The 23692-nt window shown below is 72.8% G+C and carries 23 protein-coding genes; 7 read left to right on the top strand and 16 right to left on the bottom strand.

Features of this window, described 5'->3' with window-relative positions; genetic code table 11:
* Positions 1-23: 23 nt before the first annotated feature.
* Both ACLQ2W_RS10355 and ACLQ2W_RS10350 read right to left on the bottom strand, forming a co-directional pair.
* Complete coding sequence (locus tag ACLQ2W_RS10355; RefSeq protein ID WP_013288358.1) at positions 24-281, bottom strand: WhiB family transcriptional regulator; 258 nt, start codon at positions 279-281, stop codon at positions 24-26.
* Positions 282-723: 442 nt separating this feature from the next.
* Complete coding sequence (locus ACLQ2W_RS10350) at positions 724-1674, bottom strand: diacylglycerol/lipid kinase family protein (RefSeq protein WP_281937750.1); 951 nt, start codon at positions 1672-1674, stop codon at positions 724-726.
* A 43-nt stretch (positions 1675-1717) separates the two neighbouring features.
* On the opposite strand from ACLQ2W_RS10350, the gene ACLQ2W_RS10345 reads away from it, so the two are divergent.
* Positions 1718-2125: a hypothetical protein gene (locus ACLQ2W_RS10345; RefSeq protein WP_425786221.1), complete on the top strand. Its 408-nt coding sequence runs from the start codon at positions 1718-1720 to the stop codon at positions 2123-2125.
* Here the strand turns inward: ACLQ2W_RS10345 and ACLQ2W_RS10340 are convergent.
* The 3 genes from ACLQ2W_RS10340 to sodN are packed head-to-tail and all read right to left on the bottom strand — an operon-like array spanning position 2119 to position 3484.
* A complete protein-coding gene (locus ACLQ2W_RS10340) occupies positions 2119-2526 on the bottom strand; it encodes an ATP-binding protein (RefSeq protein ID WP_107160976.1) in 408 nt (135 codons plus the stop codon). The genes ACLQ2W_RS10345 and ACLQ2W_RS10340 overlap by 7 nt on opposite strands.
* On the bottom strand, positions 2523-3083 hold the full coding sequence (locus ACLQ2W_RS10335) for a GNAT family N-acetyltransferase (RefSeq protein ID WP_425786220.1): 561 nt from the start codon (positions 3081-3083) through the stop codon (positions 2523-2525). Before ACLQ2W_RS10335 ends, ACLQ2W_RS10340 begins: the two co-directional genes overlap by 4 nt.
* Positions 3080-3484, bottom strand: coding sequence for a superoxide dismutase, Ni (gene sodN / locus ACLQ2W_RS10330; protein ID WP_107160972.1), 405 nt, complete (start codon positions 3482-3484; stop codon positions 3080-3082). Before sodN ends, ACLQ2W_RS10335 begins: the two co-directional genes overlap by 4 nt.
* Positions 3485-3537: 53 nt before the next feature.
* Here sodN and ACLQ2W_RS10325 point away from each other — a divergent pair, with 53 nt between their 5' ends.
* The 3 genes from ACLQ2W_RS10325 to ACLQ2W_RS10315 all read left to right on the top strand — a co-directional run bounded on the left by ACLQ2W_RS10325 (position 3538) and on the right by ACLQ2W_RS10315 (position 6239).
* Positions 3538-3873 (top strand): S24 family peptidase, encoded by a 336-nt coding sequence (locus ACLQ2W_RS10325; protein ID WP_107160970.1) that lies wholly within the window; start codon positions 3538-3540, stop codon positions 3871-3873.
* A gap of 151 nt (positions 3874-4024) precedes the next feature.
* A complete protein-coding gene (locus tag ACLQ2W_RS10320) occupies positions 4025-5200 on the top strand; it encodes an NAD(P)-dependent malic enzyme (RefSeq protein WP_425786219.1) in 1176 nt (391 codons plus the stop codon).
* A 76-nt stretch (positions 5201-5276) separates the two neighbouring features.
* Positions 5277-6239 (top strand): zinc-binding dehydrogenase, encoded by a 963-nt coding sequence (locus tag ACLQ2W_RS10315; protein ID WP_425786218.1) that lies wholly within the window; start codon positions 5277-5279, stop codon positions 6237-6239.
* A gap of 53 nt (positions 6240-6292) precedes the next feature.
* On the opposite strand, the gene ACLQ2W_RS10310 is transcribed toward ACLQ2W_RS10315, so the two are convergent.
* From ACLQ2W_RS10310 to ACLQ2W_RS10300, 3 genes are all read right to left on the bottom strand, one after another.
* Positions 6293-7258 carry an alpha/beta hydrolase family protein gene (locus ACLQ2W_RS10310; protein ID WP_425786217.1) on the bottom strand — a complete coding sequence of 322 codons (966 nt, stop codon included), beginning with the start codon at positions 7256-7258 and terminating at the stop codon, positions 6293-6295.
* 123 nt (positions 7259-7381) lie between these two features.
* Positions 7382-7927, bottom strand: a complete 546-nt coding sequence (locus ACLQ2W_RS10305) for a nucleotidyltransferase domain-containing protein (RefSeq protein ID WP_425786216.1) — start codon at positions 7925-7927, stop codon at positions 7382-7384.
* A gap of 160 nt (positions 7928-8087) precedes the next feature.
* The gene (locus ACLQ2W_RS10300) at positions 8088-9194 is read right to left on the bottom strand and encodes an alpha/beta hydrolase family protein (protein WP_425786215.1); all 1107 of its coding nucleotides are present in this window, start codon (positions 9192-9194) and stop codon (positions 8088-8090) included.
* A gap of 181 nt (positions 9195-9375) precedes the next feature.
* On the opposite strand from ACLQ2W_RS10300, the gene ACLQ2W_RS10295 reads away from it, so the two are divergent.
* Entirely contained in the window at positions 9376-9549 is a 174-nt protein-coding gene (locus ACLQ2W_RS10295) for a hypothetical protein (protein WP_425786214.1), read from the top strand.
* A 269-nt stretch (positions 9550-9818) separates the two neighbouring features.
* Here ACLQ2W_RS10295 and ACLQ2W_RS10290 read toward each other — a convergent pair whose 3' ends face one another.
* Entirely contained in the window at positions 9819-10931 is a 1113-nt protein-coding gene (locus tag ACLQ2W_RS10290; protein WP_425786213.1) for an acetate/propionate family kinase, read from the bottom strand.
* Positions 10928-12997, bottom strand: a complete 2070-nt coding sequence (gene pta, locus ACLQ2W_RS10285; protein ID WP_425786212.1) for a phosphate acetyltransferase — start codon at positions 12995-12997, stop codon at positions 10928-10930. The genes ACLQ2W_RS10290 and pta overlap by 4 nt, the downstream gene beginning before the upstream one ends.
* A 196-nt stretch (positions 12998-13193) precedes the next feature.
* Between pta and ACLQ2W_RS10280 the strand changes: the two genes are divergently transcribed.
* Both ACLQ2W_RS10280 and ACLQ2W_RS10275 read left to right on the top strand, forming a co-directional pair.
* Entirely contained in the window at positions 13194-13736 is a 543-nt protein-coding gene (locus ACLQ2W_RS10280) for a hypothetical protein (protein WP_425786211.1), read from the top strand.
* 172 nt (positions 13737-13908) lie between these two features.
* Positions 13909-16011 carry a bifunctional polysaccharide deacetylase/glycosyltransferase family 2 protein gene (locus ACLQ2W_RS10275; protein ID WP_425786480.1) on the top strand — a complete coding sequence of 701 codons (2103 nt, stop codon included), beginning with the start codon at positions 13909-13911 and terminating at the stop codon, positions 16009-16011.
* A gap of 7 nt (positions 16012-16018) precedes the next feature.
* Here ACLQ2W_RS10275 and ACLQ2W_RS10270 read toward each other — a convergent pair whose 3' ends face one another.
* From ACLQ2W_RS10270 to ACLQ2W_RS10245, 6 genes are all read right to left on the bottom strand, one after another.
* Positions 16019-16717, bottom strand: coding sequence for a hypothetical protein (locus ACLQ2W_RS10270; protein ID WP_425786210.1), 699 nt, complete (start codon positions 16715-16717; stop codon positions 16019-16021).
* 47 nt (positions 16718-16764) lie between these two features.
* Positions 16765-16944, bottom strand: a complete 180-nt coding sequence (locus ACLQ2W_RS10265; RefSeq protein WP_089009804.1) for a DUF6104 family protein — start codon at positions 16942-16944, stop codon at positions 16765-16767.
* Between the two features lie 65 nt (positions 16945-17009).
* A complete protein-coding gene (locus ACLQ2W_RS10260) occupies positions 17010-20750 on the bottom strand; it encodes a multifunctional oxoglutarate decarboxylase/oxoglutarate dehydrogenase thiamine pyrophosphate-binding subunit/dihydrolipoyllysine-residue succinyltransferase subunit (protein WP_425786209.1) in 3741 nt (1246 codons plus the stop codon).
* Between the two features lie 257 nt (positions 20751-21007).
* Positions 21008-21832 (bottom strand): ABC transporter permease, encoded by an 825-nt coding sequence (locus ACLQ2W_RS10255; RefSeq protein ID WP_281937719.1) that lies wholly within the window; start codon positions 21830-21832, stop codon positions 21008-21010.
* Positions 21829-22773 carry an ABC transporter ATP-binding protein gene (locus ACLQ2W_RS10250; protein WP_425786208.1) on the bottom strand — a complete coding sequence of 315 codons (945 nt, stop codon included), beginning with the start codon at positions 22771-22773 and terminating at the stop codon, positions 21829-21831. Before ACLQ2W_RS10250 ends, ACLQ2W_RS10255 begins: the two co-directional genes overlap by 4 nt.
* Positions 22774-22909: 136 nt before the next feature.
* Positions 22910-23566: a hypothetical protein gene (locus tag ACLQ2W_RS10245; protein ID WP_425786479.1), complete on the bottom strand. Its 657-nt coding sequence runs from the start codon at positions 23564-23566 to the stop codon at positions 22910-22912.
* Positions 23567-23692: the final 126 nt, after the last annotated feature.

The following is a 23692-nucleotide window of genomic DNA, read 5'->3' as shown; positions in this document are numbered from 1 at the left end:
CCGGGGCGTGCGGCGTGAGTGGGTCAGGCGGAGTGAGCGCGCAGCACCCGGAGACCGCCGCGGCGCTTGACCGCGCGGCGCTCCTCCTCGCTCATCCCGCCCCAGACGCCGGCGTCCTGACCGGACTCCAGCGCCCACTGCAGGCACTGGTCGGTCACGGGGCAGCGCCGGCAGACGGCCTTGGCCTGCTCCACCTGCAGGAGAGCCGGGCCGGACGTCCCGATCGGGAAGAACAGCTCCGGGTCCTCGTCGCGGCAGACCGAATCGTGGCGCCAGTCCATGGCGGCAACACTCCTCATTCTTAGTGGGTGGCCAGATAACGCTTCGTTGCTATTCCTATATGCATCCGCATTGCCGATCGGTGACGGTCAGCATCCGTCAATTCGGCTCTGCGTGAGCAGGCTGCGGGCCCCTGGACCTGCTGGAACAGCTCAACCTGACGAGCATATCCAGGCAATGTCCCGGTAACACGAGTTCGCTTGTGAATACTTTCACGAACTACAGCGATGTCAAGGGTGACGCTCGGAAAAACTCCGAACAGTGAGCGGCCTCACCACCCGTTTGTCCCGGTTTGCGAGGGCTCTCGTTACCCGGCGTGCCACAGTCGAGGATCAATATAGTACGGTCTGCGTGACGTTGCTGACATTTCCGGCATCCTTCCTCGGCGTGGCGGCCCTCACCCTCGCGGTGGGGTCCGCGTCAACCGACGGGGATACCCGAGGCCTAGCAGATTACTCTCAGTGCGGCGGGAACGGAGGTGAATCTGACTTTTTCCCGCTCGCCGAGGTAGTCCCCGTCCAGCTGGAACGGCAGCGGACGCGCCGTGAGCAGGGTGAACTCCGACAGGTCGTGCAGGCGGAGAACCTGCTTGCCGTGCGGATCGGGTTGCCGGGAGAAGAACTGCGTCACTGTCCGTGCCGTACTGGCCACCTTGAGCTGTCGTAGCGCGAGCACATCCAGCCCGAGGTCGAACGACGCCTCCGGGTTCGGGTTGATCTCCCGGTCGCCGAGGTACGTCCACGGCGCGGTGTTCTGGATGATGGCGGTGGACAGCTCCGTCGCCGGCGCCTCGCCCGGACGCTCCAACGTGATCGACGGGTGGCGGCGGTCCGAGCCGACGAAGTACTGGCTCGCCGTGGACCGGAAGTAGAGCGCCGGAGTGGACACCCGACCCCGTTTGCGGGCCTGCTCCACCCGGCGGATGACCGCCGCGTCCAACCCGAAGCCCGCGCAGAACGTGAAGTAGCGGTCGTCCGCCCGGCCCAGCCCGATCGTGCGGGACCGACCCAGGCGCAACCCCTCCAGGATCATGCTGGTGCCGTCCGGCCACTCCCGCGGCAGCCCGAGCGCGCGGGCGAAGACGTTCGTCGAACCACCCGGCACGGTGGCCAGCGCCGGCAACCGCTCGGCCGAGGTCGGCCCGGTGCGGAACGTCGGCGGCTCCGCCGCCATCAACCCGTTGACCACCTCGTTGACGGTGCCGTCACCGCCGAGCGTGACCACCAGGTCGACGCCCTCCTGGGCGGCCTCCCGGGCCAGATCCATGGCGTGGCCCCGCCGGCGGGTGTAGCGCACCGACAGGTCGACTTCACTGCGCAACGCCCGGACCAGTACGTCCCGGCTGCGCTCACTCGTGGTGGTGGCCTTCGGATTGACCACCAGGACGGCCCGCATGGGCGGCACATTACCGCGACTACCCACCGGTATCGTGGCGGCCGTGACGATCGACTCGGACCCGGTCCCCGGCCCGCTCCGCGCGGCGGTGCTCCTGCTGCGCGTCGAGGCGGTGGCGCTCGGGCTGATCGCGGTGTGGCTGATCTGGTCCGACCTCACCGCCCGCACCACGGACCTCACCTCCGCGCTGCTGATCACGGCGTTCGCGGTGGCCGGGGCCGTCGTGCTCTGGGCGCTCGGCGGCGCGTTGTCCCGGCGTCGGTCCGGCGCCCGCGCACCGGCCATCGTGCTCCAGCTCATGCTGCTGCCGATCGGGTGGTACATGATCTCCGGCGGGCTGGGCTGGCTCGGACTGCCGCTGATGGCGCTCGGGATCGGCATGGTCGCGCTGCTGGTGAGCGGTCCCACCAACCGGGCGCTCGGCTTCGGCCCGCGGCCGGGCGCTCAGTAGCCGCCGGCGCGACGGGTCAGCAACGAGATGGTGGCGCGCCCGTCGACCGCCTTGGCGCCGGCCCCGGTGGTCAACGCCGTGAGCACCTTCCACGCGAAGGACGACTCGGACGGCAGCGTGGCGCCCCGCACGGTCGGCACGGTCACCTCGACGGTGAGCGCGTCCTCGGTGACCGCGAAGCGGCACTCCAACTCGGCGTCGCGGGTGGCGATCGCGAGCAGCATGGCGCACGCCTCGTCCACCGCGATGCGCAGATCCTCGATCTCGTCGAGGGCGAACTGGAGCCGGGCCGCGAGCCCGGCCGTGGCGGTGCGGAGCACGCCGAGGTAACCACCGTCGGCGGGCACGGTGAGGTGCACGACGTCGTCGTCCGTCGTCGGCTGCCCGGTCAGTTGAGTCACGCCTCATCCCCCCGGTGCGGGACTCTACCCGGTCGGGCGGCCGGGCGCGTGGGCGCGGGCGTCGCCCGCGTGGCGAGCTCGCGCAACGCGGCCCCGGCCAGCCGGTACGGCGTCCACTCGTCCATCGGGGTGGCCCCGATGGACGCGTAGAAGCGGGCCGCCGGATTCCAGTTGATCATCCACCAGTCGAGTCGCTGGTAGCCGCGCTCCACACAGATCGCCGCCAGCGTGGCCAGCAGTTGCCGGCCGGCGCCGGTGCCCCGGGCGTCCGGGCGGACGTAGAGGTCCTCCAGGTAGATGCCGTGCACGCCGGCCCAGGTGGAGAAGTTGAGGAACCAGAGCGCGAAGCCCACCGGTGCGTCCGCCGCGTCCACCGCGACGTGCCCGAACAGCGCCGGAGCACTCGGGAAGAGCGCCGCGTGGAGCTGCTCGACGGTGAGGTGGCACTGCTCCGGGGCGCGCTCGTACGCGGCGAGTTCGTGCACCATCGCGACGACGGCCGGTACGTCCTCGGGACGTACCGGCCGGATCGTCGGTGCCGTGCCAGGCGAGGTCACGCCTGCTTGGTCTCCCAGAAGATCTTGGAGATCTCGTCGATCTTCGAGAGCAGCTCGTCGGCCTTGGCCGGGTCGGTGCCGCCCTTGGCGCCGGCCGCACCGGCCAGCTTGGTGGCCTCGTTGAAGAGCTGGTGCAGGTGCGGGTACTTCTCGAAGTGCGCCGGCTTGAAGTAGTCGGTCCAGAGCACCCACAGGTGGTGCTTGACCAGGTCGGCCCGCTGCTCCTTGATCAGGATGGCGCGGGTCCGGAACTCCGGGTCGGTGTTCGCCTGGTACTTCTCGCAGATCATTTTGACCGATTCGGCCTCGATCCGGGCCTGGGCCGGGTCGTAGACGCCGCAGGGCAGGTCACAGTGGGCACTGGCGGTCACCCGGGGCGTGAGGATGCGAGGAAGGCGCATCAGGGTCCTCCATGGGATGTTTGCGATGATCCAAGACGACATTACTCCTGGAGATGCTTTCCAGCGGGCGGGAGGTGAAACCCGTGCTGCCCGTGCTGATTACCGGCCCGTCCATGTCCCCGACGCTGCGCCACGGCGACGCGGTGCTGGTCCGCACCGGTGGCCGGCCGGTCCGCGCCGGCGACGTGGTGGTCGCGGTCTTCCGCAGCCGACCGGACCTGCTGGTGGTGAAGCGCGCGGTCGAGCCACGGGACGGTGGCTGGTGGCTGCGCGGCGACAACGACCTGGTCACCGACGACTCCCGGGCGTACGGCGTGGCCGACGTCCAGGGCCGGGTGGTGGCGCGGTGGTGGCCGCGTCCGGGACGGATCAGGGGCCGGCAGGGGTAGCCATGGATATGACCCCGCTCACATCCTGGGAGCCGGTGCGTGGTTATGCTCGGAACGTGCCCGGGTGACCCCCGCACCGCCGCCCCGCCGGTCGCTGACCACCGCTGACCGCGCCGGCCGGTCCGTCTGCTCGACAGATCCTGGAGTCACCATGTCTGCGTCCACCCCGGACCCCGCTGATCCCGTCTTCCGGCTCCACCTCGGCGGCAAGATGGCCGTCGCCTCCACCGTGCCGCTGACCAGCCGGGAGGACCTCTCCCTCGCGTACACCCCGGGGGTCGCCCGGGTCTGCGAGGCGATCGCCGCCGACCCCGCGCTCGCCGACACCTACACCTGGGTGTCGCACACCGTCGCCGTGGTCACCGACGGTTCCGCCGTGCTCGGCCTGGGCAACATCGGCCCACGCGCCGCGCTGCCCGTGATGGAGGGCAAGGCGGTGCTGTTCAAGCAGTTCGGGGGCGTGGACGCGGTACCGGTCTGCCTGGACACCCAGGACGTGGACGAGATCGTGGCGACGGTCAAGGCGCTCGCGCCCTCGTTCGGCGGCATCAACCTGGAGGACATCAGCGCGCCGCGCTGCTTCGAGGTGGAGCGCCGGCTGGACGAGGCGCTCGACATCCCGGTCTTCCACGACGACCAGCACGGCACCGCGATCGTGGTGCTGGCCGCGCTGCGCAACGCGGCGACGCTGCTCAACCGCAAGCTCGGTGACCTGCGGGTCGCGGTCAGCGGCGCCGGCGCGGCCGGCGTGGCGGTGACGAAGATGCTGATCGCCGGCGGGGTCGACCCGGCCCGGGTGGTGGTCTGCGACTCGCGCGGCATCATCGGCCGGCACCGCGAGCTGACCGGCACCAAGGCCGAGCTGGCCGAGCTGACCAACGCCGAGGGCCGCCAGGGCGACGTCACCGAGGCGCTGCGCGGCGCGGACGTGCTGGTCGGTGTCTCCGGCGGGCAGATCCCGGAGGCGGCGGTGGCCGGCATGGCCCCCGGCGGCATCGTCTTCGCGCTGGCCAACCCCACGCCGGAGGTGCACCCCGAGGTGGCCGCCCGGCACGTCGCGGTGGTGGCCACCGGGCGCAGCGACTATCCCAACCAGATCAACAACGTGCTCGCCTTCCCGGGCGTGTTCCGGGGCGCGCTGGACGCCGGGGCCACCCGGGTCACCGACGGGATGAAGGTGGCCGCCGCCGACGCCATCGCGGGCGTGGTGGCCGAGTCGCTGACCGCGGACGCGATCGTGCCGTCCCCGCTGGACCCGCGCGTCGCCCCGGCGGTCGCCGACGCGGTCGCCGAAGCCGCGCGCCGCGACGGCGTCGCCCGCCGCTGAGGTGTAAGGAGGGGGCCCTTCTTATCGCATTTCGCATAGGAAGGGCCCCTTCTTAACGCCCGCTCAGCTTGTTACCGTGCCGATCATGCGTGCCGCCTATGCCTCGGCCTTCGACGCCGACAACCCGCTCGCCGCGCTCGCCGTCGGCGACCGTCCCGAGCCGGCCCACCCGCAGGACGACTGGGTCACCGTGCGGGTGCGGGCCAGCTCGCTCAACCACCACGACCTCTGGTCGCTGCGTGGCGTGGGCCTGACCGCGGACCAGCTCCCGATGATCCTCGGCTGCGACGCGGTCGGCACCGACCCGGACGGCAACGAGGTGGTCATCTACCCGGTGGTGCCCACCCCGGGCGACCCGCGCGGCGTCTCCATCCTCTCCGAGCACTTCCCCGGCACGTTCGCCGAGCTGGTCGCCGTACCCCGGATGAACCTGCTGCCGCTGCCCGACGGCCTGGCGGCGACCGACGCGGCGTGCCTGCCCACGGCCTGGCTCACCGCGTGGCGGATGCTCACCACCAAGGGCCGCGTCGCCGACGGCGAGTCGGTGCTGGTCCAGGGCGCCGGCGGGGGCGTGGCCACCGCGGCGGTCGCGCTCGCCGTCGCGCTCGGCAAGCGGGTGTACGCGACCAGCCGCGAGGCCGCCAAGCGGGAGCGGATCACCGAGCTGGGCGCCACCGCGCTGGAGCCCGGCGCGCGCCTGCCGGAGCGGGTCGACGTGGTGATCGAGACGGTCGGCGCGGCCACGTTCGACCACTCGCTGAAGTCGGCCGCGCCGATGGCCCGGATCGTGGTCTCCGGCGCGACCGCCGGGCACGAGCCCACTGTCAACCTGCGCCGCGTCTTCGCCATGCAGTTGGAGATCCTCGGCACCTCCATGGGCACCCCGGACGAGCTGACCGAACTGCTCGCGTTCTGCGCCGAGCACGGGGTCCGGCCGGTGGTGGACCGGGTGGTGCCGTTCAGCGACATCTCCGACGCGTTCGCCAGGCTGCACTCCGGCGAGGTCTTCGGCAAGGTGGTCGTCGACCACACGGCGTGAGCCGTTAAGCGGGGCCCCCTCCTCTACCGCAGGCGTTAAGAAGGGGCCCCGCCTTACAGCCGGTCGTCGAGGGTGGCTATGGCGCCTCGGGTGGCGTCCGCCGGGAGGCGGGTCTTTGCGGCGGGGTCGCCGTAGAGCGTCCAGCGCAGGAACTCGACTGTGGTGTCGGCGACCACCCGCAGCGCCTTCCCGTCGCCGAGCAGCGCCCGGCCGTGGTCGCCCTTCGGTAGGCTGAGCATCGCCTTCGGCCACGGCACCGCGTCGAAGACCGCCTTGCCCGCCGCGTACGACACCACCTCGTCCGCCTCGCCGTGCACGAACAACTGCGGTGCGGCGGCGCCGGCGAACGCGGTGCCCACGCCGAGCGCCGTACCGGCGAAGACGATGCCCGCGTCCAGCCGCTCGTCCCGGCCGGTGGTGAACAGCCCGATGGTGGTCACCCCGCCGGCGCTGTGCCCGGTCGCGGCCACCCGGTCCGGGTCCAGCCGGCCGCGCAGCGGATCGCCCGCCGTCGCGTCGAGCGCGAGCACCCGGCTCAGCACGTACGACACGTCGGCCGGCTGGTTGAGCACGTCGAGCGGGTTGCCGTCGCCGCCCCGCCCGGTGTGCGGGAAGCGCGGCGCGGCCACCACGAATCCGGCCGCCGCCCAGCGCGTCAGCAACACCTGGTAGTCCTCCGGCCGGGCGCCCAGCCCGTGGCTGAACACCACCACCGGGAACCGGCCGGCCGCCGCCGGGACGGACCGCTTCGCCGCGCCGCCGGCCGGTCCCGCCGCCGGATACCAGAGCGACACCGGCAACGGTCGATCACCGTCGCGGTTCAGCTTCAGTTGGCGTACGCCGACCGCGAAGCTCGTCGCGGGCGCCTTGCCGGCCGGTACGCGGGGGGTCGGGGTGGCACTCTTCGGGGACGTGTCGGGGGCGGGCCGCCCGGTCGGGGCGGTCGGCTCCGAGCAGCCGGCCAGACCGACGCCCAGCAGGGCAACGGCGGTGGCCAGAACGACGGGACGAGAGCGCATGCCCTCGATTGTGCCTCGCGTCCACCGCTGGACTGGCGGGTAAGGAGGGGCCCCTGTTAACGCCTGCGGTAGAGGAGGGGCCCCCGCTTAACACCTTGGGCGGGCGGCGAGCGGCGGCCCGGGTCAGCCCGCCGGACGGTCGCCGACCGAGGCCCGGAGGCGGGCCAGGTCGGCGGCGTCCTTCGCGCGGCGGGGCCGCTCCGGCATCCAGACCGGGAACATCTCCTTGAACTCGATCTGCGCGGTGACACTGATCACCGGTGCGGTGAGCGACCCGATCCGGCCGGCCGGCGCGTCGAGCATCCCCGCCGGCAGGGGCGTGCCTGCCCACGGACCCGCGCCGACCACCACCCGGCCCGCGGCGTCCCGTTCCAGGTAGGCGAAGCTCAGCTCGACGTCGCCCCGGAACAGGTCGAGCTGCTGCGCGGCCGGCATCCGCGGATCGGCTCGCCAGCCCTGCCCGCCGAGCCGGTCGGCCAGCCGGTCGGCGTCACGCCGCCAGCAGTACCAGTCGACGTCGACGTGCGGTCGGCTCACGGCCCCGAGGTGGAAGTCCATCGCCCAGCCGCCGCGCAGCCACACCTCGATGCCGTCCGCGCCGGCCAGCTCGACCACCTCGCCGATCGCGCCCAGTTGCCGCTCCACCAGCCCGTCCACCAGCCCGTCCACCAGCCCGAACCTACCCCCGCCCCCTGCCCCGCCGCGCCCCGCCGCCCCATCAGGTGATCATGAAGTTGGCGGTGACAAATCGGACGACGAGCACCGTCAACTTCATGATCGGCGGGCTGGGGCGGGTAGGGAAGGGGAGGGGAGGGGAGGGGAGGGGAGGTCAGGTGGGGAGGGCGCGGGTGGTGAACGTGGTGACGCCGGGGGTGGTGGCGTCGGTGGGGAGGCGGCGCAGGGCCGTCCGGTCGGCGTAGAGCGTCCAGCGGAGGAAGTCCGTGGTGGTCGCGAGCACCTCGGTGAAGCCGGGGCGGCCCGGGTTCAGGTACTCGCCGTGGCCCTGACCGGGCAGGCTGAGGTAGGCAGCCGGCCCGAGACAGCGGGCGTACGCGGCCCGGCCGATCGACTCCGGCACGATCCGGTCGGCGGCGCCGTGCACGAACAGCATCGGCGTCGACGGTCGCGCGATGCCGGCGACCGGCCGGCCACCGGCGATCACGATCCCGGCCCGCAGCGGGGACCGTCGTCCGGCGACGAACATGCCGAGCGTGGTGTGGCCACCGGCCGAGTGCCCGGCCGCGGCGAACCGGTCCACGGCCAGGTGCGCGCCGAGCGCGTCACCGGGGCGAGCGCCCAGGCGGACCAGGTGACGGACCAGTCGCCGGGCGTCGGCCGGCTGGTTGCGGACGTCGTCGCGGGTGAAGGCGCGGGCGCGCAGGTTGGTACGGGGGTAGGTGGGTGCCGCCACCACGAAACCGGCGGCGGCCCAGCGGGTGGTCAGCTGTGCGTGCAGCGCGGGCAGGCTGCGCAGTCCGTGGCTGAAGACGACCACCGGGAACCGCCCGGCGGCCACCGGCGCCCGCGTCCGGACCATCAGCCCGGCCTCCGTGCCGGGGCTCGGTGGAACGGCCCCCCGGCCCCGTCCGGAGGCGTCGGGGGAGCGCGGTCCGGAGGGGTCCGGGGAGCGTGCCCCGGAGAGGTCGGCGGAGCGCGGTCTGGCGGAGTGCGGCCCCGGGGTGCCGGCGGGGTGCGGCGTGGCGGGGAGGGCGGTGACCGGGTCGGGGACGGCGGCCGGGTCCACCGGGTACCAGACGGTGACCGGCAGGGGGCGAGGGCCGTCCGGGTCGATGGTGAACTGCCGCATCCCCACCGCGTACGGGTGCTCCGGCGCGGTCCGGACGCCGGCCGGGACCGGGCCGGTGGTGGCGACCGCCGCCCCGCAGCCGGCCAGCAGCGCCGTCGTCAACACGGCCACCAGCCGCCGCCCCGTCATGCCTGCACGGTAGGCAGCCGAGCGGGCCGACCGCGCCCGCCGTCCGGGCGGGTGCCCCCGCCACCCGGCCGGGCCACGCCTCCGCCACCCGGCCGGGGTTTGCCCGCCCCGGCCGCCCGGGCAGGCCGACTCCGGCCCGGCGGGACACTGGCGGGCGGTGGGCTTCGCTAGGGTCACCCGCATGGCTGAGAACTACACCGACCCCAGCGGCAACACCGCGCAGTTCCGCGCCTTCGTGGACACGACCGAGCCGGCCGCGGCGGCGCCCGCGCCGTCCCGGTTGCCGTTGATCGCCGGCCTCGCCGTCGCCGCCGTGGTGGTCGTCGCCCTGGTCGCCTGGGTCGCCCTGGGCTGACCCGGCCCCACGGCCGGCACGCCGTGGCGCTGGTCCACGCCGGCACGCCGTGGCGCTGGTCCACGCCGGCACGCCGTGGCGCTGGTCCACGCCAGCACGCCGTGGCGCTGTCCACGCCGGGATGCCTGTGCGTGACGTCTGACGCGCCGGGATGCCAGGGTGGCGTCGGTCGCGCCGGGATGTCTGCCTGGCGTCGGTCGCGCCGGGATGTCGGCGTGGCGTCGGACGCGCCGGACGACGGCACCTCGGCGCGGTGGCGTCGACCGTGATCAGGCGGCGAGCACCTCGCGGGTCTCCCGGGCGATCTCCCGCTCCTCGTCGGTGCCGACCACGAGCACCGCGACCTCGGCACCGGTCGGCGAGATCAGCCGGTCACCGGTGCCGTCGTTGCGGGCCGGGTCGACGGCGATGCCGAGCCGCTCCAGGCCGGCCAGCGACGCGGCCCGCACTCCGGCGGCGTGCTCGCCGACCCCGGCGGTGAACGCGATCGCATCGACGCGCCCGAGCAGCGCGTAGTACGCGCCCACGTAGCCGGTGATCCGCCGGCAGTAGACGTCGAACGCCAGCGCCGCCGCCGGGTCGTCGGCGTCCCGGCGGGCCAGCACCTCCCGCATGTCGTTGACACCGGTCAGCCCGAGCAGGCCGCTGCGGTGGTTGAGCAGGTCGTCGATCTCGTCCACGCCCATCCCCGCCTCGCGGCGCAGGTGGAAGATGACTGTCGGGTCGAGGTCGCCGCTGCGGGTGCCCATCACCAGGCCCTCCAACGGGGACATGCCCATCGAGGTGGCCACGCTGCGACCGCCCCGCACCGCGCACGCGCTCGCCCCGTTGCCCAGGTGCAGCGTGATGGTGTTCAGCTCGGCGTACGGCCGGTCGAGCAGTTCGGCGGTCCGCCGCGACACGTACGCGTGCGAGGTGCCGTGGAAACCGTAGCGGCGCACGTCGTACCGTTCGGCGGTGGCCCGGTCGATCGCGTACGTGGCGGCGGCCTCGGGAAGCGTGTGGTGGAACGCGGTGTCGAAGACGGCCACCTGCGGGGTGTCCGGCAGCGCCTCCCGGGCGACCCGGATGCCGGCCAGGTTGGCCGGGTTGTGCAGCGGGGCCAGCGGGACGAGGTCCTCGATCCCGGCGACGACCGCGTCGTCGATCAGCACCGGGGCGCTGAACCGCCGTCCGCCGTGCACCACCCGGTGCCCGACGCCGGCCAGCCCGCCGAGGTCGAGTCGCTCGATGATCTCCCGGACCGCGCTCTCGTGGTCGGCCGGCCCGCCGCCCGGCTCGCCGACCCGCTCCACGGTGCCCTTGTCGAGCACCTCGTCGCCGTCGTACAGCCGGTACTTGACCGACGAGGATCCGCTGTTGAGGACCAGGATGCGGCTCATTCCGACGCCTCCGTGGCGGCCTGGATGGCGGTGATCGCCACCGTGTTGACGATGTCCGGCACGGTCGCGCCCCGGGACAGGTCGTTGACCGGTCGGCGTAGGCCCTGCATGACCGGGCCGACCGCCACCGCGCCGGCCGAGCGCTGCACCGCCTTGTACGTGTTGTTGCCGGTGTTCAGGTCCGGGAAGATGAACACGGTGGCCCGGCCCGCCACCGGGCTGTCCGGCAGCTTGGTGGCGGCCACCTGCGGGTCGATCGCCGCGTCGTACTGGATCGGCCCCTCGACCAGCAGTTCCGGCCGGCGTTTCCGGACCAGCTCGGTGGCCGCCGCGACCTTCTCCACGTCCGCGCCCGCGCCGGAGCTGCCGGTGGAGTACGACAGCATCGCCACCCGCGGCTCGATGCCGAACCGGGCCGCGGTGTCGGCCGAGGAGAGGGCGATGTCGGCGAGCTGGGCGGCGTCCGGGTCGGGGTTGACCGCGCAGTCGCCGTAGACCAGGACCCGGTCGGCAAGCAGCATGAAGAAGACGCTCGACGCGACCGAGACGCCGGGCACGGTCCGGATGATCTCGAAGGCCGGCCGGATGGTGGCGGCCGTGGTGTGGGTGGCGCCGGAGACCATCCCGTCGGCGCGGCCGGCCTGCACCATCATGGTGCCGAAGTAGTTGGGCTGCGCCACGATGTCGTGCGCCAGCTCCGGCGTCATGCCCCGGTGGGCGCGCAGCTTCGCGTACGCGGCGGCGAACTCGTCGCGCCACTCGCTGGTCGCCGGGTCGACGAGCTGCGCGTCGCCGACGTCGACGCCCAGCTCGCGGGTTCGCCGGGCAATCTCGTCCGGCCGCCCGAGCAGCGTCAGCTCGGCGACGCCGCGGCGCAGCAGCACCTCCGCCGCGCGCAGGATGCGCTCCTCGGCGCCCTCGGGCAGCACCAGCCGGCGGCGTCGGGCCCGCGCCCGGTCGATGAGGTCGTTCTCGAACATCAGCGGGGTGACCCGCGCGGAGCGGGTGACCCGGAGCCGGGCGGCCAGGTCGTCGGTGTCCACGCAGCGCTCGAACGCGCCCAGGGCCGCCTCGACCTTGCGCGGGTTGGCGGTGCTGGGGCGGCCCTCGATCCGGCTGGACGCCTCGACCGTGTCGTAGCTGTCGCTGGTCACCGACAGCACCGCCAGCCCGGTGTTCATCCGCTCGACCAGCCGCATGGCGCGCGGGTCGGGCTGCTCGCCGAGCGTGAGCACCAGCCCGGCCAGCGACACCTGCCCGGCCACGTGGGCGGCGCCGGCGGCGACCAGCAGGTCGGCCCGGTCGCCCGGGGTGATCACCAGCGCGCCGTCGGTGAGGTGGTCCAGCAGCGTCGGCACGTGCGCCGCGCCGACCACGTAGTCGAGCACGTCGCGGTCCAGCGCGGCCCGGTCGCCGGCGAGCCGGGTGGCGTCGAGCGCGGTCGCCACCTCGGCCACCGTCGGCGCGGACACGGTCGGCACCTCCGGGATCGCGTACGCGGGGACCGGCAGCTCGGGCAGCGTCATCGGGCCGGGCACCCGGTTGGCGACCACCGCCACCACTGTCGCGCCGAGGTCGGCCAGATCGTGGTACGCGCCGCGCATCGCCGCCGCGATGGCCTCGGGCGGCTGGTCGAACCCGTCCACCACGGGCACCACGACGCTGCCGAACTCGATCGCCAGGCGGGCGTTGAAGGCCAGCTCGCGAGGGCCGGCGCCGTCCCCGTCGGCGAAGTCGCTGCCGACCACCACGACGGCGGGGCAGCGCCGCTCCACCTCCCGGTAGCGGGCCACGATCGCCGCGATCAGCTCCTCCCGCCGGCCGTTCGTGACCAGCGCGGTGGCTTCGGCGTACGTCGCGCCGTGCAGCTCGTCGACGGGCAGTTGCACCCGGTAGCGCTCGGTGAGCAGGGCCAGGATCGGGTCCGGGGTGTCACCGCCGGCGACCAGCGGCCGGAACGCGCCGATCCGCTCGACCTGCCGGGACAGCAGCTCGGCCAGGCCGAGCGCCACCGTCGACTTTCCTCCGCCGGACCCCACGCCGGTCAGGTACACGCTGCGCGCCACGACCTCACGCTACAAGATCGCCCATCCCCCCGCCCGGGTCCTTGTCCCCCGTCTTCTCCTCCCGCCGATCTTGCGGTTGCGGCCCATCGTGCGACCGGAAAGCGGCTTTTGCCGGGGCGGCAACTGCAAGATCGCGCGGGGCGGGGGGCGGGGGTGGGGGAGAAGGTGGGGTTTTTTCGTATCTATAGTTATTCGGGTGGAAGGCCCGACCGACCTGATCCCCGTCGCCCCCGAACCGCCCCCCGTCTTCGTCGACTCGACCGGGCGGCGGCGTCGGCGGCTGCGTCGCGTCGCCTACTGCGCCGGCGCGGCCGGCGTGGTCTACACGGTGCTGGTCGGGATCAGCTTCGCCGGCGGGCCGATCACCCCGGACACCGTCATCCCGTTCGTCGAGGCGACCGCCGAGGAGAAGCCGCCACCGCCCGCCCCGCCGGCGTCCCCGACCACCACGGTCACGCCGTCCGCGACAGCCGTGCCGCCGCCCGCCCGCACCGCGCCGGCACGGCCCCCGGCCCCCACCGCCAGCCCGGGTGGCAGCACCGCCCGGACCCCCACCGCCTCGCCGTCGCCGAGCGCGAACCCGACGACCACGCCCCGGGTCACGAGGCCGCCGACGACCACCCCACCGGCCACCACGGCACCGCCGACCACCACCGCGCCGACCACCACCAGCCCGCCGCCGCCCGTGGTCGACCCACCGGCCGAGCCGGCCGAGCCGGCCGGGACCACGGGTGAGTGACGAGCCCACCACCCACCTCGATCCGGGGCGGGTCGCCGCCGTCCGCCGGCAGCGCGCCGGGCAACGACCCGTCGACGCTCCCACCGTCGCGTCGGACGCCCGGGAGCTGGCCGCCGCCCGCCGGTCCCGCAGCCGGCGCATCGTGCCGCGACCGAGCTGGGCCATCCTCACCATGGTCCTGGTCATCCTCGGCGGCCTGCTCTTCGTCGAGGCGTACGCCAACGCCGCGTTCGTGCCCGGGGAACGGACCGGGCCGGGCAGCCAGCGGGAGGTGCCCACCTCCGTGGTCGAGGGCGGCCCGATCGTCAACGTCGGCGCGACCGGCCGAACCCAGTCGCACCGGCTGCCACCGCGCACCCTCGCGCTCACCTTCGACGACGGCCCGGACGCCCGGTGGACGCCGGAGGTGCTGCGCGTCCTGGACAAGTACCAGGTGAAGGCCACCTTCTTCGTCATCGGCACGCAGGTCGTCCGGAACCCCGCGCTGGCTCGCCGGATGGTGGCCGAGGGGCACGAGCTGGGCGTGCACACGTTCACCCATCCCGACCTGGCCGTCCTGCCCGGCTGGCGGCGCGAGCTGGAGTACGCGCAGACCCAGCTCGCCATCGCCAGCACCACCGGCGTCCGGACCTCGCTGCTGCGTTTCCCGTACTCGTCGAGCGCGGACGCCTACACCGACCGCGACTGGCCGATGCTGCGGCAGGCCGGCGAACTGGGCTACCTGACCGTGGTGAACGACGTCGACAGCCGGGACTGGGAGAAGCCCGCCGTCGACACGATGCTGGCCAACGCCACCCCGGCGGGCTCGGCCGGCACCATCGCGCTGTGGCACGACGCCGGCGGGGACCGGTCCGGCACGGTGGCCGCGCTGGACCGGTACATCCCGATGATGCAGCAGCGCGGCTACACGTTCACCACGGTCGGCGACGGTCTCCGCCGGACGCTCGCCGAGGCCGGCGTCACCGACCAGGTGGGCGGGCAGGTCGCCGCCCCGCGTGCCGACCGCTGGCGCGGCGACGTGCTGGTCGGCGCGGTACGCGTGGCCGACGGCATGTTCGGGCTGTTCGGCGTCTTCTTCGTGGTCGTCGGCGGGCTCACCGTCGGCCGGGCCCTGCTGCTCTTCGTGCTGGCCCTGCGGCACGCGGCGCGCCGCCGTCGACACGACTGGTCGTGGGGCCCGCCGGTCACCGACCCCGTCTCGGTGATCGTGCCCGCGTACAACGAGAAGGAGGGCATCGCGGCGGCGGTCCGCTCCCTCGCGGGCGGCGACCACCCGGGCGGCATCGAGGTCGTGGTCGTCGACGACGGGTCGACCGACGGCACCGCCGACATCGTGGCGGCGCTGCGCCTGCCGAACGTCCGGGTGGTGCGCAAGCCCAACGGCGGCAAGCCGAGCGCGTTGAACACCGGCGTCGCGCTGGCCCGGCACGAGCTGATCGTCATGGTGGACGGCGACACCGTCTTCGAGCCGGACGCGGTCCGCCGGCTGGTGCAGCCGTTCGCCGACCCCCGGGTCGGCGTGGTGGCCGGCAACGTCAAGGTCGGCAACCGGCGGAGCCTGATCGCCAAGTGGCAGCACGTCGAGTACGTCATCGGCTTCAACCTGGACCGCCGGCTCTACGAGACGCTGCGCTGCATGCCGACCGTGCCCGGCGCGATCGGCGCGTTCCGCCGGGAGGCGCTGGAGCAGGTCGGCGGCATGACCGACGAGACGCTGGCCGAGGACACCGACATCACCATGGCGCTGGGCCGCGCCGGCTGGCACATCGTGTACGAGGAGAGCGCCCGCGCCTGGACCGAGGCGCCCGCCACACTCGGCCAGTTGTGGAAGCAGCGGTACCGGTGGAGCTACGGCACCATGCAGGCGATGTGGAAGCACCGGCGCGCGGTCCTCGACCGGGGCCCGTCGGGCCGGTTCACCCGACGGTGCCTGTCGTTCCTGACCCTGTTCGGCGTGCTGCTGCCGCTGGCCGCCCCGGTGATCGACCTGCTCGCGTTGTACGGGCTGGTCTTCCTGGACCGGACCGAGACCGTGGTGGCCTGGCTGGCGATGCTCGCGGTGCAGTTCGTGACCGCGGTGGTGGCGTTCCGGCTGGACCGGGAGAAGCTCGGCGTGCTGTGGGTGCTGCCGTTGCAACAGTTCGTCTATCGGCAGTTGATGTACCTGGTGCTGATCCAGTCGGTGGTCACCGCGTTGACCGGTGGCCGGCTGGGCTGGCAGAAGCTGCGGCGTACCGGAAATCTCGACGCGACCGCGCGGCGGGCCGCCGCCTGACCGTCGGTCACGCCGGCGTGGCCGTCCGGGGCTCCGGGACGCCGGGCCCGCCGGCCGGCTCGGCGGCGAGCAGCAGCGCGTCGCTCTTCGCCACCCAGGCCGCGCCGAAGGCGAAGACGGCGAGCGTCTCGCACCACAGCACCGGTTTGAGCGTGTGTCGGACGTCGGCCGGGAGCCGCGTGCTGGCCAGCGCCAGCGCGATGGCGAGCAGGATGAGCCCGCCGCAGGCCCGGTAGAAGACCTGCGCCGCGCGCCGGGGCGGCATCCCGGCCCGGTCCGGGCGGACGAAGAGGACCAGGCAGAAGACCGCGAGCAGGGCGAAGAGCCCGGCGGCGGCGACCTGGTGCACCACGCCGGCCGTCCGGTCGACGCCGTCGACAGTGGCGGCCGGCACGCCCGTCGCGGTGGGGAAGAGTGCCACCACGATCGCCAGTACGCCGGCCCCGGTGCCCAGCAGGTCCTCCGGCCGGCGGTACCGGTAGCTGATCAGGAAGACGCCGACGGCGCACATCGCGCCGACGAAGACGTCCCGCATCTCGGAGTGGTAGTACCCGCTGAGCGAGTCCAGCAGGGTGAGGCGTCGGGTGGCGGCGATGTGGCCGACCACCAGCACGACCGGCAGCGCGAGGCCCACCGATCCGATGCCGAGGCGCAGGTGGCGTACGGTCACCGCGTCCTGCGGTGGCTTGCGGTTCCCGGGTTCCATACCTCAACAGTGGACGTCACGCAGCGGAACTAGTCAAACGCGAACCGTCACTCATCGTCCTCGTCGTCCAGGCGGGCCAGCCAGGTGGCGAACCGCTCGATCGGCGTCTCGAACTCCGGGTTCAGGTCGACGAAGTCGCGCAGGCGCTCGCCCAGCCACTCCAGGCTGACCTGCTCGTCGCCCCGACGCTCGACCAGCTCCTCGATGCCACGGTCGGTGAAGTACACGGTCGTCCTCTCGTCGTACGGCAGCGGCCCGCCCCCGGTGGAGGGACGGGCCGCTGCGTCGGGTGTCACGGGCGGGGCAGGGCCGCCTCGATCAGCGCGTTCTGCTCGACCTCGTGCATCTTCGCCGAGCCGACCGCCGGGGCGGCGGCGGACGGCCGGGAGATGCGGCGCAGCCGGACCTCGGGCAGGTGCTCCAGCAGGTTGAGCGCCACGAACGACCAGGCGCCCTGGTTGGCCGGCTCCTCCTGGACCCAGGCGAAGTCCTCGGCGTTCGGGTACTGCGCCAGTGCGGCCCGGACCTCCTCGACCGGTAGCGGGTAGAGCTGCTCCATCCGGAGGATCACGGTGTCGGTGACGCCGCGCTCCTGCCGGGCCTGGAACAGGTCGTAGTAGACCTTGCCCGAGCAGAGCAGCACGCGCTTGACCTGCTCCGGCGCCGGGGCGGCGGTGTCGGCCAGCACGGGCTGGAACGTGCCGGTGGTGAAGTCCTCCACCGACGACACGCAGAGCTTGTGCCGCAGCAGCGACTTCGGCGTGAACACCACAAGCGGCTTGCGCTTGGGCGACAGCGCCTGCCGGCGCAGCAGGTGGAAGTAGCTCGCCGGGGTGGTCGGGATGGCCACCCGCATGTTGTCCTCGGCGCAGAGCTGGAGGAAGCGCTCCGGGCGGCCGGAGGTGTGGTCCGGCCCCTGGCCCTCGTGGCCGTGCGGCAGCAGCAGGGTGACCGCGGAGCGCTGGCCCCACTTCACCTCGCCGGAGGAGATGAACTCGTCGATCACCGACTGGGCGCCGTTGACGAAGTCACCGAACTGGGCCTCCCAGGCCACCAGCGCGTTGACGTTCTCCACCGAGTAGCCGTACTCGAAGCCCATCGCGGCGTACTCGGAGAGCAGCGAGTCGTGCACGAAGAAGCGGGACCGCTCGCCGTCGGCGGTGAACGTCTTCAACGGCAGGTAGTCGTCGCCGGTGCGGGCGTCGACCACCGAGGCGTGCCGCTGGACGAACGTGCCGCGACGCGAGTCCTGCCCGGCGAGCCGGACGGTGACGCCGTCGTGCAGCAGCGCGCCGAACGCGATGATCTCGCCGAAGCCCCAGTCGATGTTGCCCTCGACGGACATCTTCCGGCGCCGCTCCAGGAGCTGCTGGATGCGCTTGTGCGGGGTGAAGCCCTCCGGCAGGTTGACGTGCGCCTCGCCGATCGCCTTGACCACGGAGGCGTCGGTCGCGGTGTCGACCTGCGGCTCCGGCTCCTCCTCCCGCTTCGGGCGGCTGAGCTGGCGCGGCGTGGTGGCCGCGTCCCGGGTGGCCTTGAAGACGCGTTCGAGCTGCGCCTGGTAGTCCCGCAGCAGCTCCTCGGCGTCCTCCACGGTGATGTCACCGCGCCCGATCAGCTCCTCGGTGTAGAGCTTCCGGACCGACCGCTTCGAGTCAATGATCTTGTACATCTGCGGGTTGGACATCGACGGGTCGTCGCCCTCGTTGTGCCCGCGCCGGCGGTAGCAGACCAGGTCGATCACGACGTCCTTGTTGAACGCCTGCCGGTACTCGAAGGCCAGCCGGGCGACCCGGACCACGGCCTCGGGGTCGTCGCCGTTGACGTGGAAGATCGGCGCCTGGATCATCCGGGCCACGTCGGTGCTGTAGAGGCTGGACCGGCTGTACTCCGGGGCGGTGGTGAAGCCGACCTGGTTGTTGACCACCACGTGCACGGTGCCGCCGGTGCGGTAGCCGCGCAGCTGGGACAGGTTGAGCGTCTCGGCGACCACGCCCTGGCCGGCGAAGGCGGCGTCACCGTGCACCGCCAGCGGCAGCACGGTGTACCCCTCCAGCTTGAGGTCGATCCGGTCCTGCTTGGCCCGGACGATGCCCTCCAGCACCGGGTCGACGGCCTCCAGGTGCGACGGGTTCGCCACCACCGACACCTTGACCGCGTGGTCGCCGTCCGGAGTGGTGAACTTGCCGTTCTGGCCGAGGTGGTACTTCACGTCGCCGGAGCCCTGCGTGGACCGCGGGTCGAGGTGCCCCTCGAACTCGGAGAAGATCTTCTCGTACGGCTTGCCGACGATGTTGGCCAGCACGTTGAGCCGGCCGCGGTGGGCCATGCCGATGACGACCTCGTCCAGCCCGGCCTCGGCGGAGGACTCCAGCACCTCACCGAGCAGCGGGATCAGCGACTCGCCGCCCTCCAGCGAGAAGCGCTTCTGGCCGACGTACTTGGTCTGGAGGAACGTCTCGAACGCCTCGGCCGCGTTGAGCCGGTTGAGCACGTGCTTCTGCTCGTCGGAGCTGGGCTTCTCGTACTTGCGCTCGACCCGCTCCTGGATCCAGCGCCGCTCCTCCGGGTCCTGGATGTGCATGTACTCGATGCCGACCCGGCGGCAGTAGGAGTCCCGCAGCACGCCGAGGATCGAACGCAGCTTCATCCGCTGCTTGCCGGCGAAACCGTTGACCGGGAAGACGCGGTCCAGGTCCCAGAGCGTGAGCCCGTGCTGGAGCACGTCCAGGTCCGGGTGCTTGCGGATCTTGAACTCGAGCGGGTCGGTGTCGGCCATCAGGTGACCGCGCACCCGGTACGCATGGATCAGCTCGTGCACCCGCGCGGTCTTGTTGATCTGGCCTTCACTGTCGACGGCCACGTCGCGCATCCAGCGCACCGGCTCGTACGGGATGCGCAGCGAGGTGAAGATCTCGTCGTAGAAGCCGTGCTCGCCGAGCAGCAGCTCGTGCATCACCTTCAGGAACTCGCCGGACTGCGCGCCCTGGATGATGCGGTGGTCGTACGTGCTGGTCAGCGTGATGACCTTGCTGACCGCGTTCTCGGCCAGGGTGGCCTCGCTCATGCCCTGGTACGGGGCCGGGTACTCCATCGCGCCGACGCCGATGATGGCGCTCTGCCCCTGCATCAGGCGCGGGATCGAGTGCACCGTGCCGATGCCGCCCGGGTTGGTCAGCGAGATGGTGGTGCCGGAGTAGTCCTCCATGGTCAGCTCGTTGCGGCGGGCGCGCCGGACCACGTCCTCGTACGCCTGCCAGAACTGCCGGAAGTCCATCTGCTCGCAGCCCTTGATGGACGGCACCACCAGGTTGCGGGAGCCGTCCGGCTTGGCCAGGTCGATGGCGATGCCCAGGTTGACGTGCTCCGGCCGGAGCATCGCCGGCTTGCCGTCGACCTCGACGAAGGAGTTGTTCATCTCCGGGTGCTCGATCAGCGCCCGGACCATCGCGTACCCGATGAGGTGGGTGAAGCTGACCTTGCCACCGCGGCCACGGGCCAGGTGGTTGTTGATCACGATGCGGTTGTCGACCAGCAGCTTCGCCGGGACCGCGCGCACGCTGGTGGCGGTCGGGACGGCGAGCGACGCGTCCATGTTCTGGACAATCTTGGCGGCGACGCCCCGCAACGGGGTGGTGCCGGCGGCGCTCGCGGCCGGCGCCTTGGCGGCGGCCGGCTTGGCCGGGGCGGCCTTCTTCGCCGGGGCCGGCTCGGGCGTCTTCGCCGCCGGCTTGGCGGCGGGCTTCTCGGCCGGCTCGGCGGGCGCGGCCTTGGCGGGGGCCGGCTGCTCGGTGACCGTGGCGACGGCCTCCTGCTGCTCGGCGGGCTCCGGCCGGGCGGCGGGCTTGGCCTGGCCGTCCGGGCGCGGGGTCGCCGCGCCCGGCGCCGGCCGGTAGTCGGCGAAGAAGTCGTGCCAGGCCGAGTCGACGCTCGACGGGTCGGCGAGGTAGCGCTGGTACATCTCCTCGACGATCCACTCGTTCGGGCCGAAACCCGCCAGTGGGTTCTCCTGCGATGTCTGCTGGGTCGACACGGCCGCTAATCGCCTCTTTCACGCGGTTGTGAATGTCACGCGGTGGGGCCCCGTGCCCGGCACTCCGGCGCACAGGGGACGGATCCCAGGCTACGCCGTGCGATTGCCACCGGCATTCTCGCCTCCGGCTGGTGGCCCGTTTCACAGAAGATGCCAGAAGTTCGGCAAACGCTGCGTGTCGTCCCGACTCCTGCTAGACGACGACGGCCCCGGCCGGTGACACGGGGTCACCGGCCGGGCCGAATCCGAACGACGGGTCAGGAGATGTCGCGCCGCCGGATGGTCAGCACGCCGATCACGCCGGTCACCACCGCGTACCCGATCAGCACCGCCGCGCCGGCCCAGCGCGGCGGGTTGCCGGGGATCTCGGCGCCGCTCACCATCAGGCCGGAGGCCAGCGACGGCACCAGCAACTGAAGCTCGTTGATCCAGTCGCCGAACCGCTCCGCCAGCAGGCCGATCGCGATGGCCGCGCCGATGGTGCCACCCAGGTAGAGCAGGATGCCGGTCACGGTGGCGCCGATCTGGCTGCGGATCAGCACGCCGAGGCCGACGCCGAGCACGGACCAGAGCAGGTAGGCCAACCCGTTGAGCGCGACCGCGCGCCAGACCGCCCCGCTGTCGAGCTGCGAGCCCACGTCCACCGCGTTCAGGATCAACGGCGCGAAGATCAGGTTGAGCACCGTGGTGACGATCCAGAAGCACAGCGCCAGTACGCCGGCGGCGGCCAGCTTGGCCAGCATCACCGCGGTGCGGTGCGGCGCGGTGAGGAACGTGGTGGTCACCGTCTGGTGGAAGAACTCGCTGGTCACCACCACGATGCCGAGCAGCATCACGATGAGCAGGCCGAAGAACTGGCCGTTGGTGTAGAGGTTGGCGGCGATGCTGTCGGCGCTGGAGACCGCCTGGATCTGGTCGGCCTGTTCACCCGATACGTCGCCCACGTTCCCACTGGTCAGGGCGTCGGTCTGCAACCAGTTGAAGCCCAGCGCCAGCGCCCACAGCGGCAGACTGATCAGCCCGAAGACCCACCAGGTGCTGGTGGTACGGATCTTGAGCAGTTCGGATCGGACCAGCGTCATCGGATCTCCGCCTTTCCGGCCGTCAGCTCCAGGAAGACCCCTTCGAGGTCGGGACGTTCGGTGGTCAGCTCGTGCAGCTCCACCTTCGCGGCCAGCGCGAGCCGGCCCACGGTCGGCGCGTCCACGCCGCTGACCAGCAGCGCGCCGTGCGGGTCGGCCTCGACCGTGGCGGACTGCTCGCGCAGCGCGGCGGTCAGCTCGTCCGCCTGCGGGGTGCGCACCCGCACCCGCGCAGCGCCGTGCGTCATCGAGCCCATCACCTGCTCGACCGGGCCCTGCCGGACCAGCTTGCCGGCCGCGATGATCACCACGTCGTCGGCGAGGAGCTGCATCTCGGAGAGCAGGTGGCTGGAGACCAGCACCGTCCGGCCCTCGGCGGCCAGGCCCTTGAGGAAGCCCCGCATCCAGCGGATGCCCTCCGGGTCCAGGCCGTTGGCCGGCTCGTCCAGGATCAGCACCTGCGGGTTGCCGAGCATCGCGGCGGCGATCCCGAGCCGCTGCTTCATGCCCAGCGAGTAGCCCTTGAACTTGCGCTTCGCCGCCGGAGAGAGCCCGACCAGGGCCAACGCCTCGTCCGCCCGCGACTTCGGCAGGCCGGCCGCCGCGCAGATCACCCGCAGGTGGTTGATGCCGGTGCGGCCCTTGTGCGCGCTGGACGCCTCCAGCACCGCGCCGACCGTACGCAGCGGGTCGGTCAGGTCGGCGTACCGGTGGCCGCCGATGGTGGCCGTGCCGGCGGTCGGCGTGACCAGGTTGAGCAACATGCGCAGCGTGGTCGTCTTACCGGCGCCGTTCGGGCCGAGGAAGCCGGTGACCCGACCCGGCTCGACCGTGAACGACAGATTGTCGACCGCGCGGACGTTCTTGTATTGCTTGGTCAAGCCGGACACGATGATCTGGCCGGTCGCGGCACTGGGGCGTGGCTGCCCGTCGGACATCATTCTCCTCTCCTGCCCCGGCGCGCTGGACGCACGCCGGTGGGACGCCGTTGCGGAGGCGCCCCGCTCAGCCTTCCAACCCGGTGCAACCGGGTCAATCAGGCGGGATGTGTACGCGCCGTCCTCCTCAGGGAGGAGATCAGCCGGCCGGGAGCGCGATCCAGGTGGCGCGCGCCCGACCGAGCAGCGCGCCGTCCGGACCGTACAGGCTGGTGTGCACCTCGGCCTTCCGCCCCTCGCCGCCGACCGCGAGCCCGGTCACCACGCACGCGTCGCCGGGCCGGGGCAGCGCGGTTACCTGCGCGGCGATCCGGCCCAGCACGTACGGGCGGCCGGCGGAGAGCACCGCCCAGCCGCCCGGGCAGTCAAGCGCCGCCCAGACCGTCGCGGGCACCACGTCGGCCGGTGCGCGGAACGGCGCGGCGGTCCGCCCGTCCGGCAGCCGGCCGGGAAAGATCCGCAGGCCGTCCGGGTGGTCCGGGCCGCAGACGAAGCAGCGGGGAAACGGGTGGTCCACCAGACCGGGGTACGCCCGCGCGGCGGCCTCGGCGGTGGCCGGGTCCACCGGCGGCACCACCGCGTCGACCGGCTCGACCCGGCGTACCTCGGCGACCAGCCGGCCCGCCGGGTCGTGGATGCCGCCGTCGGCGGCGGTCAGCGGCGTGTCCAGCGGCGGCGGCCGGCGCAGGGTGACCTGCACCGGCCCCCGGTCGTCGATCAGCGCGGCGAAGATCCCGGCGCTCCAGCCGCCGTTGCCGGAACCGTCCGGGCCGTGGAAGCGGGCCTCGACCAGCACGTGCACCTCCGGATGATGGTCCGCCGGCGTCGTCGCCGGTGGTCGCCCGGCAGCCTCGCACACCCGCCGGCCCGGGTCCGCACGCCGCCGCCGACCGGCGTTCACCGGATCGACATCCGTCCCCCC

It is taken from the genome of Micromonospora sp. DT227, assembly GCF_049841835.1.
Classification (GTDB): Bacteria; Actinomycetota; Actinomycetes; order Mycobacteriales; family Micromonosporaceae; genus Micromonospora.
This window is presented reverse-complemented; position numbering and strand designations above follow the sequence as displayed.

Coding starts and splice junctions, on each gene's coding strand:
- ACLQ2W_RS10355 (WP_013288358.1), bottom strand. CDS start 281: ATGGACTGGCGCCACGATTCGGTCTGCCGCGACGAGGACCCGGAGCTG.
- ACLQ2W_RS10350 (WP_281937750.1), bottom strand. CDS start 1,674: ATGCGGGCCGTCCTGGTGGTCAATCCGAAGGCCACCACCACGAGTGAG.
- sodN (WP_107160972.1), bottom strand. CDS start 3,484: ATGCGCCTTCCTCGCATCCTCACGCCCCGGGTGACCGCCAGTGCCCAC.
- ACLQ2W_RS10325 (WP_107160970.1), top strand. CDS start 3,538: ATGCTTTCCAGCGGGCGGGAGGTGAAACCCGTGCTGCCCGTGCTGATT.
- ACLQ2W_RS10320 (WP_425786219.1), top strand. CDS start 4,025: ATGTCTGCGTCCACCCCGGACCCCGCTGATCCCGTCTTCCGGCTCCAC.
- ACLQ2W_RS10310 (WP_425786217.1), bottom strand. CDS start 7,258: ATGCGCTCTCGTCCCGTCGTTCTGGCCACCGCCGTTGCCCTGCTGGGC.
- ACLQ2W_RS10300 (WP_425786215.1), bottom strand. CDS start 9,194: ATGACGGGGCGGCGGCTGGTGGCCGTGTTGACGACGGCGCTGCTGGCC.
- ACLQ2W_RS10295 (WP_425786214.1), top strand. CDS start 9,376: ATGGCTGAGAACTACACCGACCCCAGCGGCAACACCGCGCAGTTCCGC.
- ACLQ2W_RS10290 (WP_425786213.1), bottom strand. CDS start 10,931: ATGAGCCGCATCCTGGTCCTCAACAGCGGATCCTCGTCGGTCAAGTAC.
- ACLQ2W_RS10275 (WP_425786480.1), top strand. CDS start 13,909: ATGGTCCTGGTCATCCTCGGCGGCCTGCTCTTCGTCGAGGCGTACGCC.
- ACLQ2W_RS10270 (WP_425786210.1), bottom strand. CDS start 16,717: ATGGAACCCGGGAACCGCAAGCCACCGCAGGACGCGGTGACCGTACGC.
- ACLQ2W_RS10255 (WP_281937719.1), bottom strand. CDS start 21,832: ATGACGCTGGTCCGATCCGAACTGCTCAAGATCCGTACCACCAGCACC.
- ACLQ2W_RS10250 (WP_425786208.1), bottom strand. CDS start 22,773: ATGATGTCCGACGGGCAGCCACGCCCCAGTGCCGCGACCGGCCAGATC.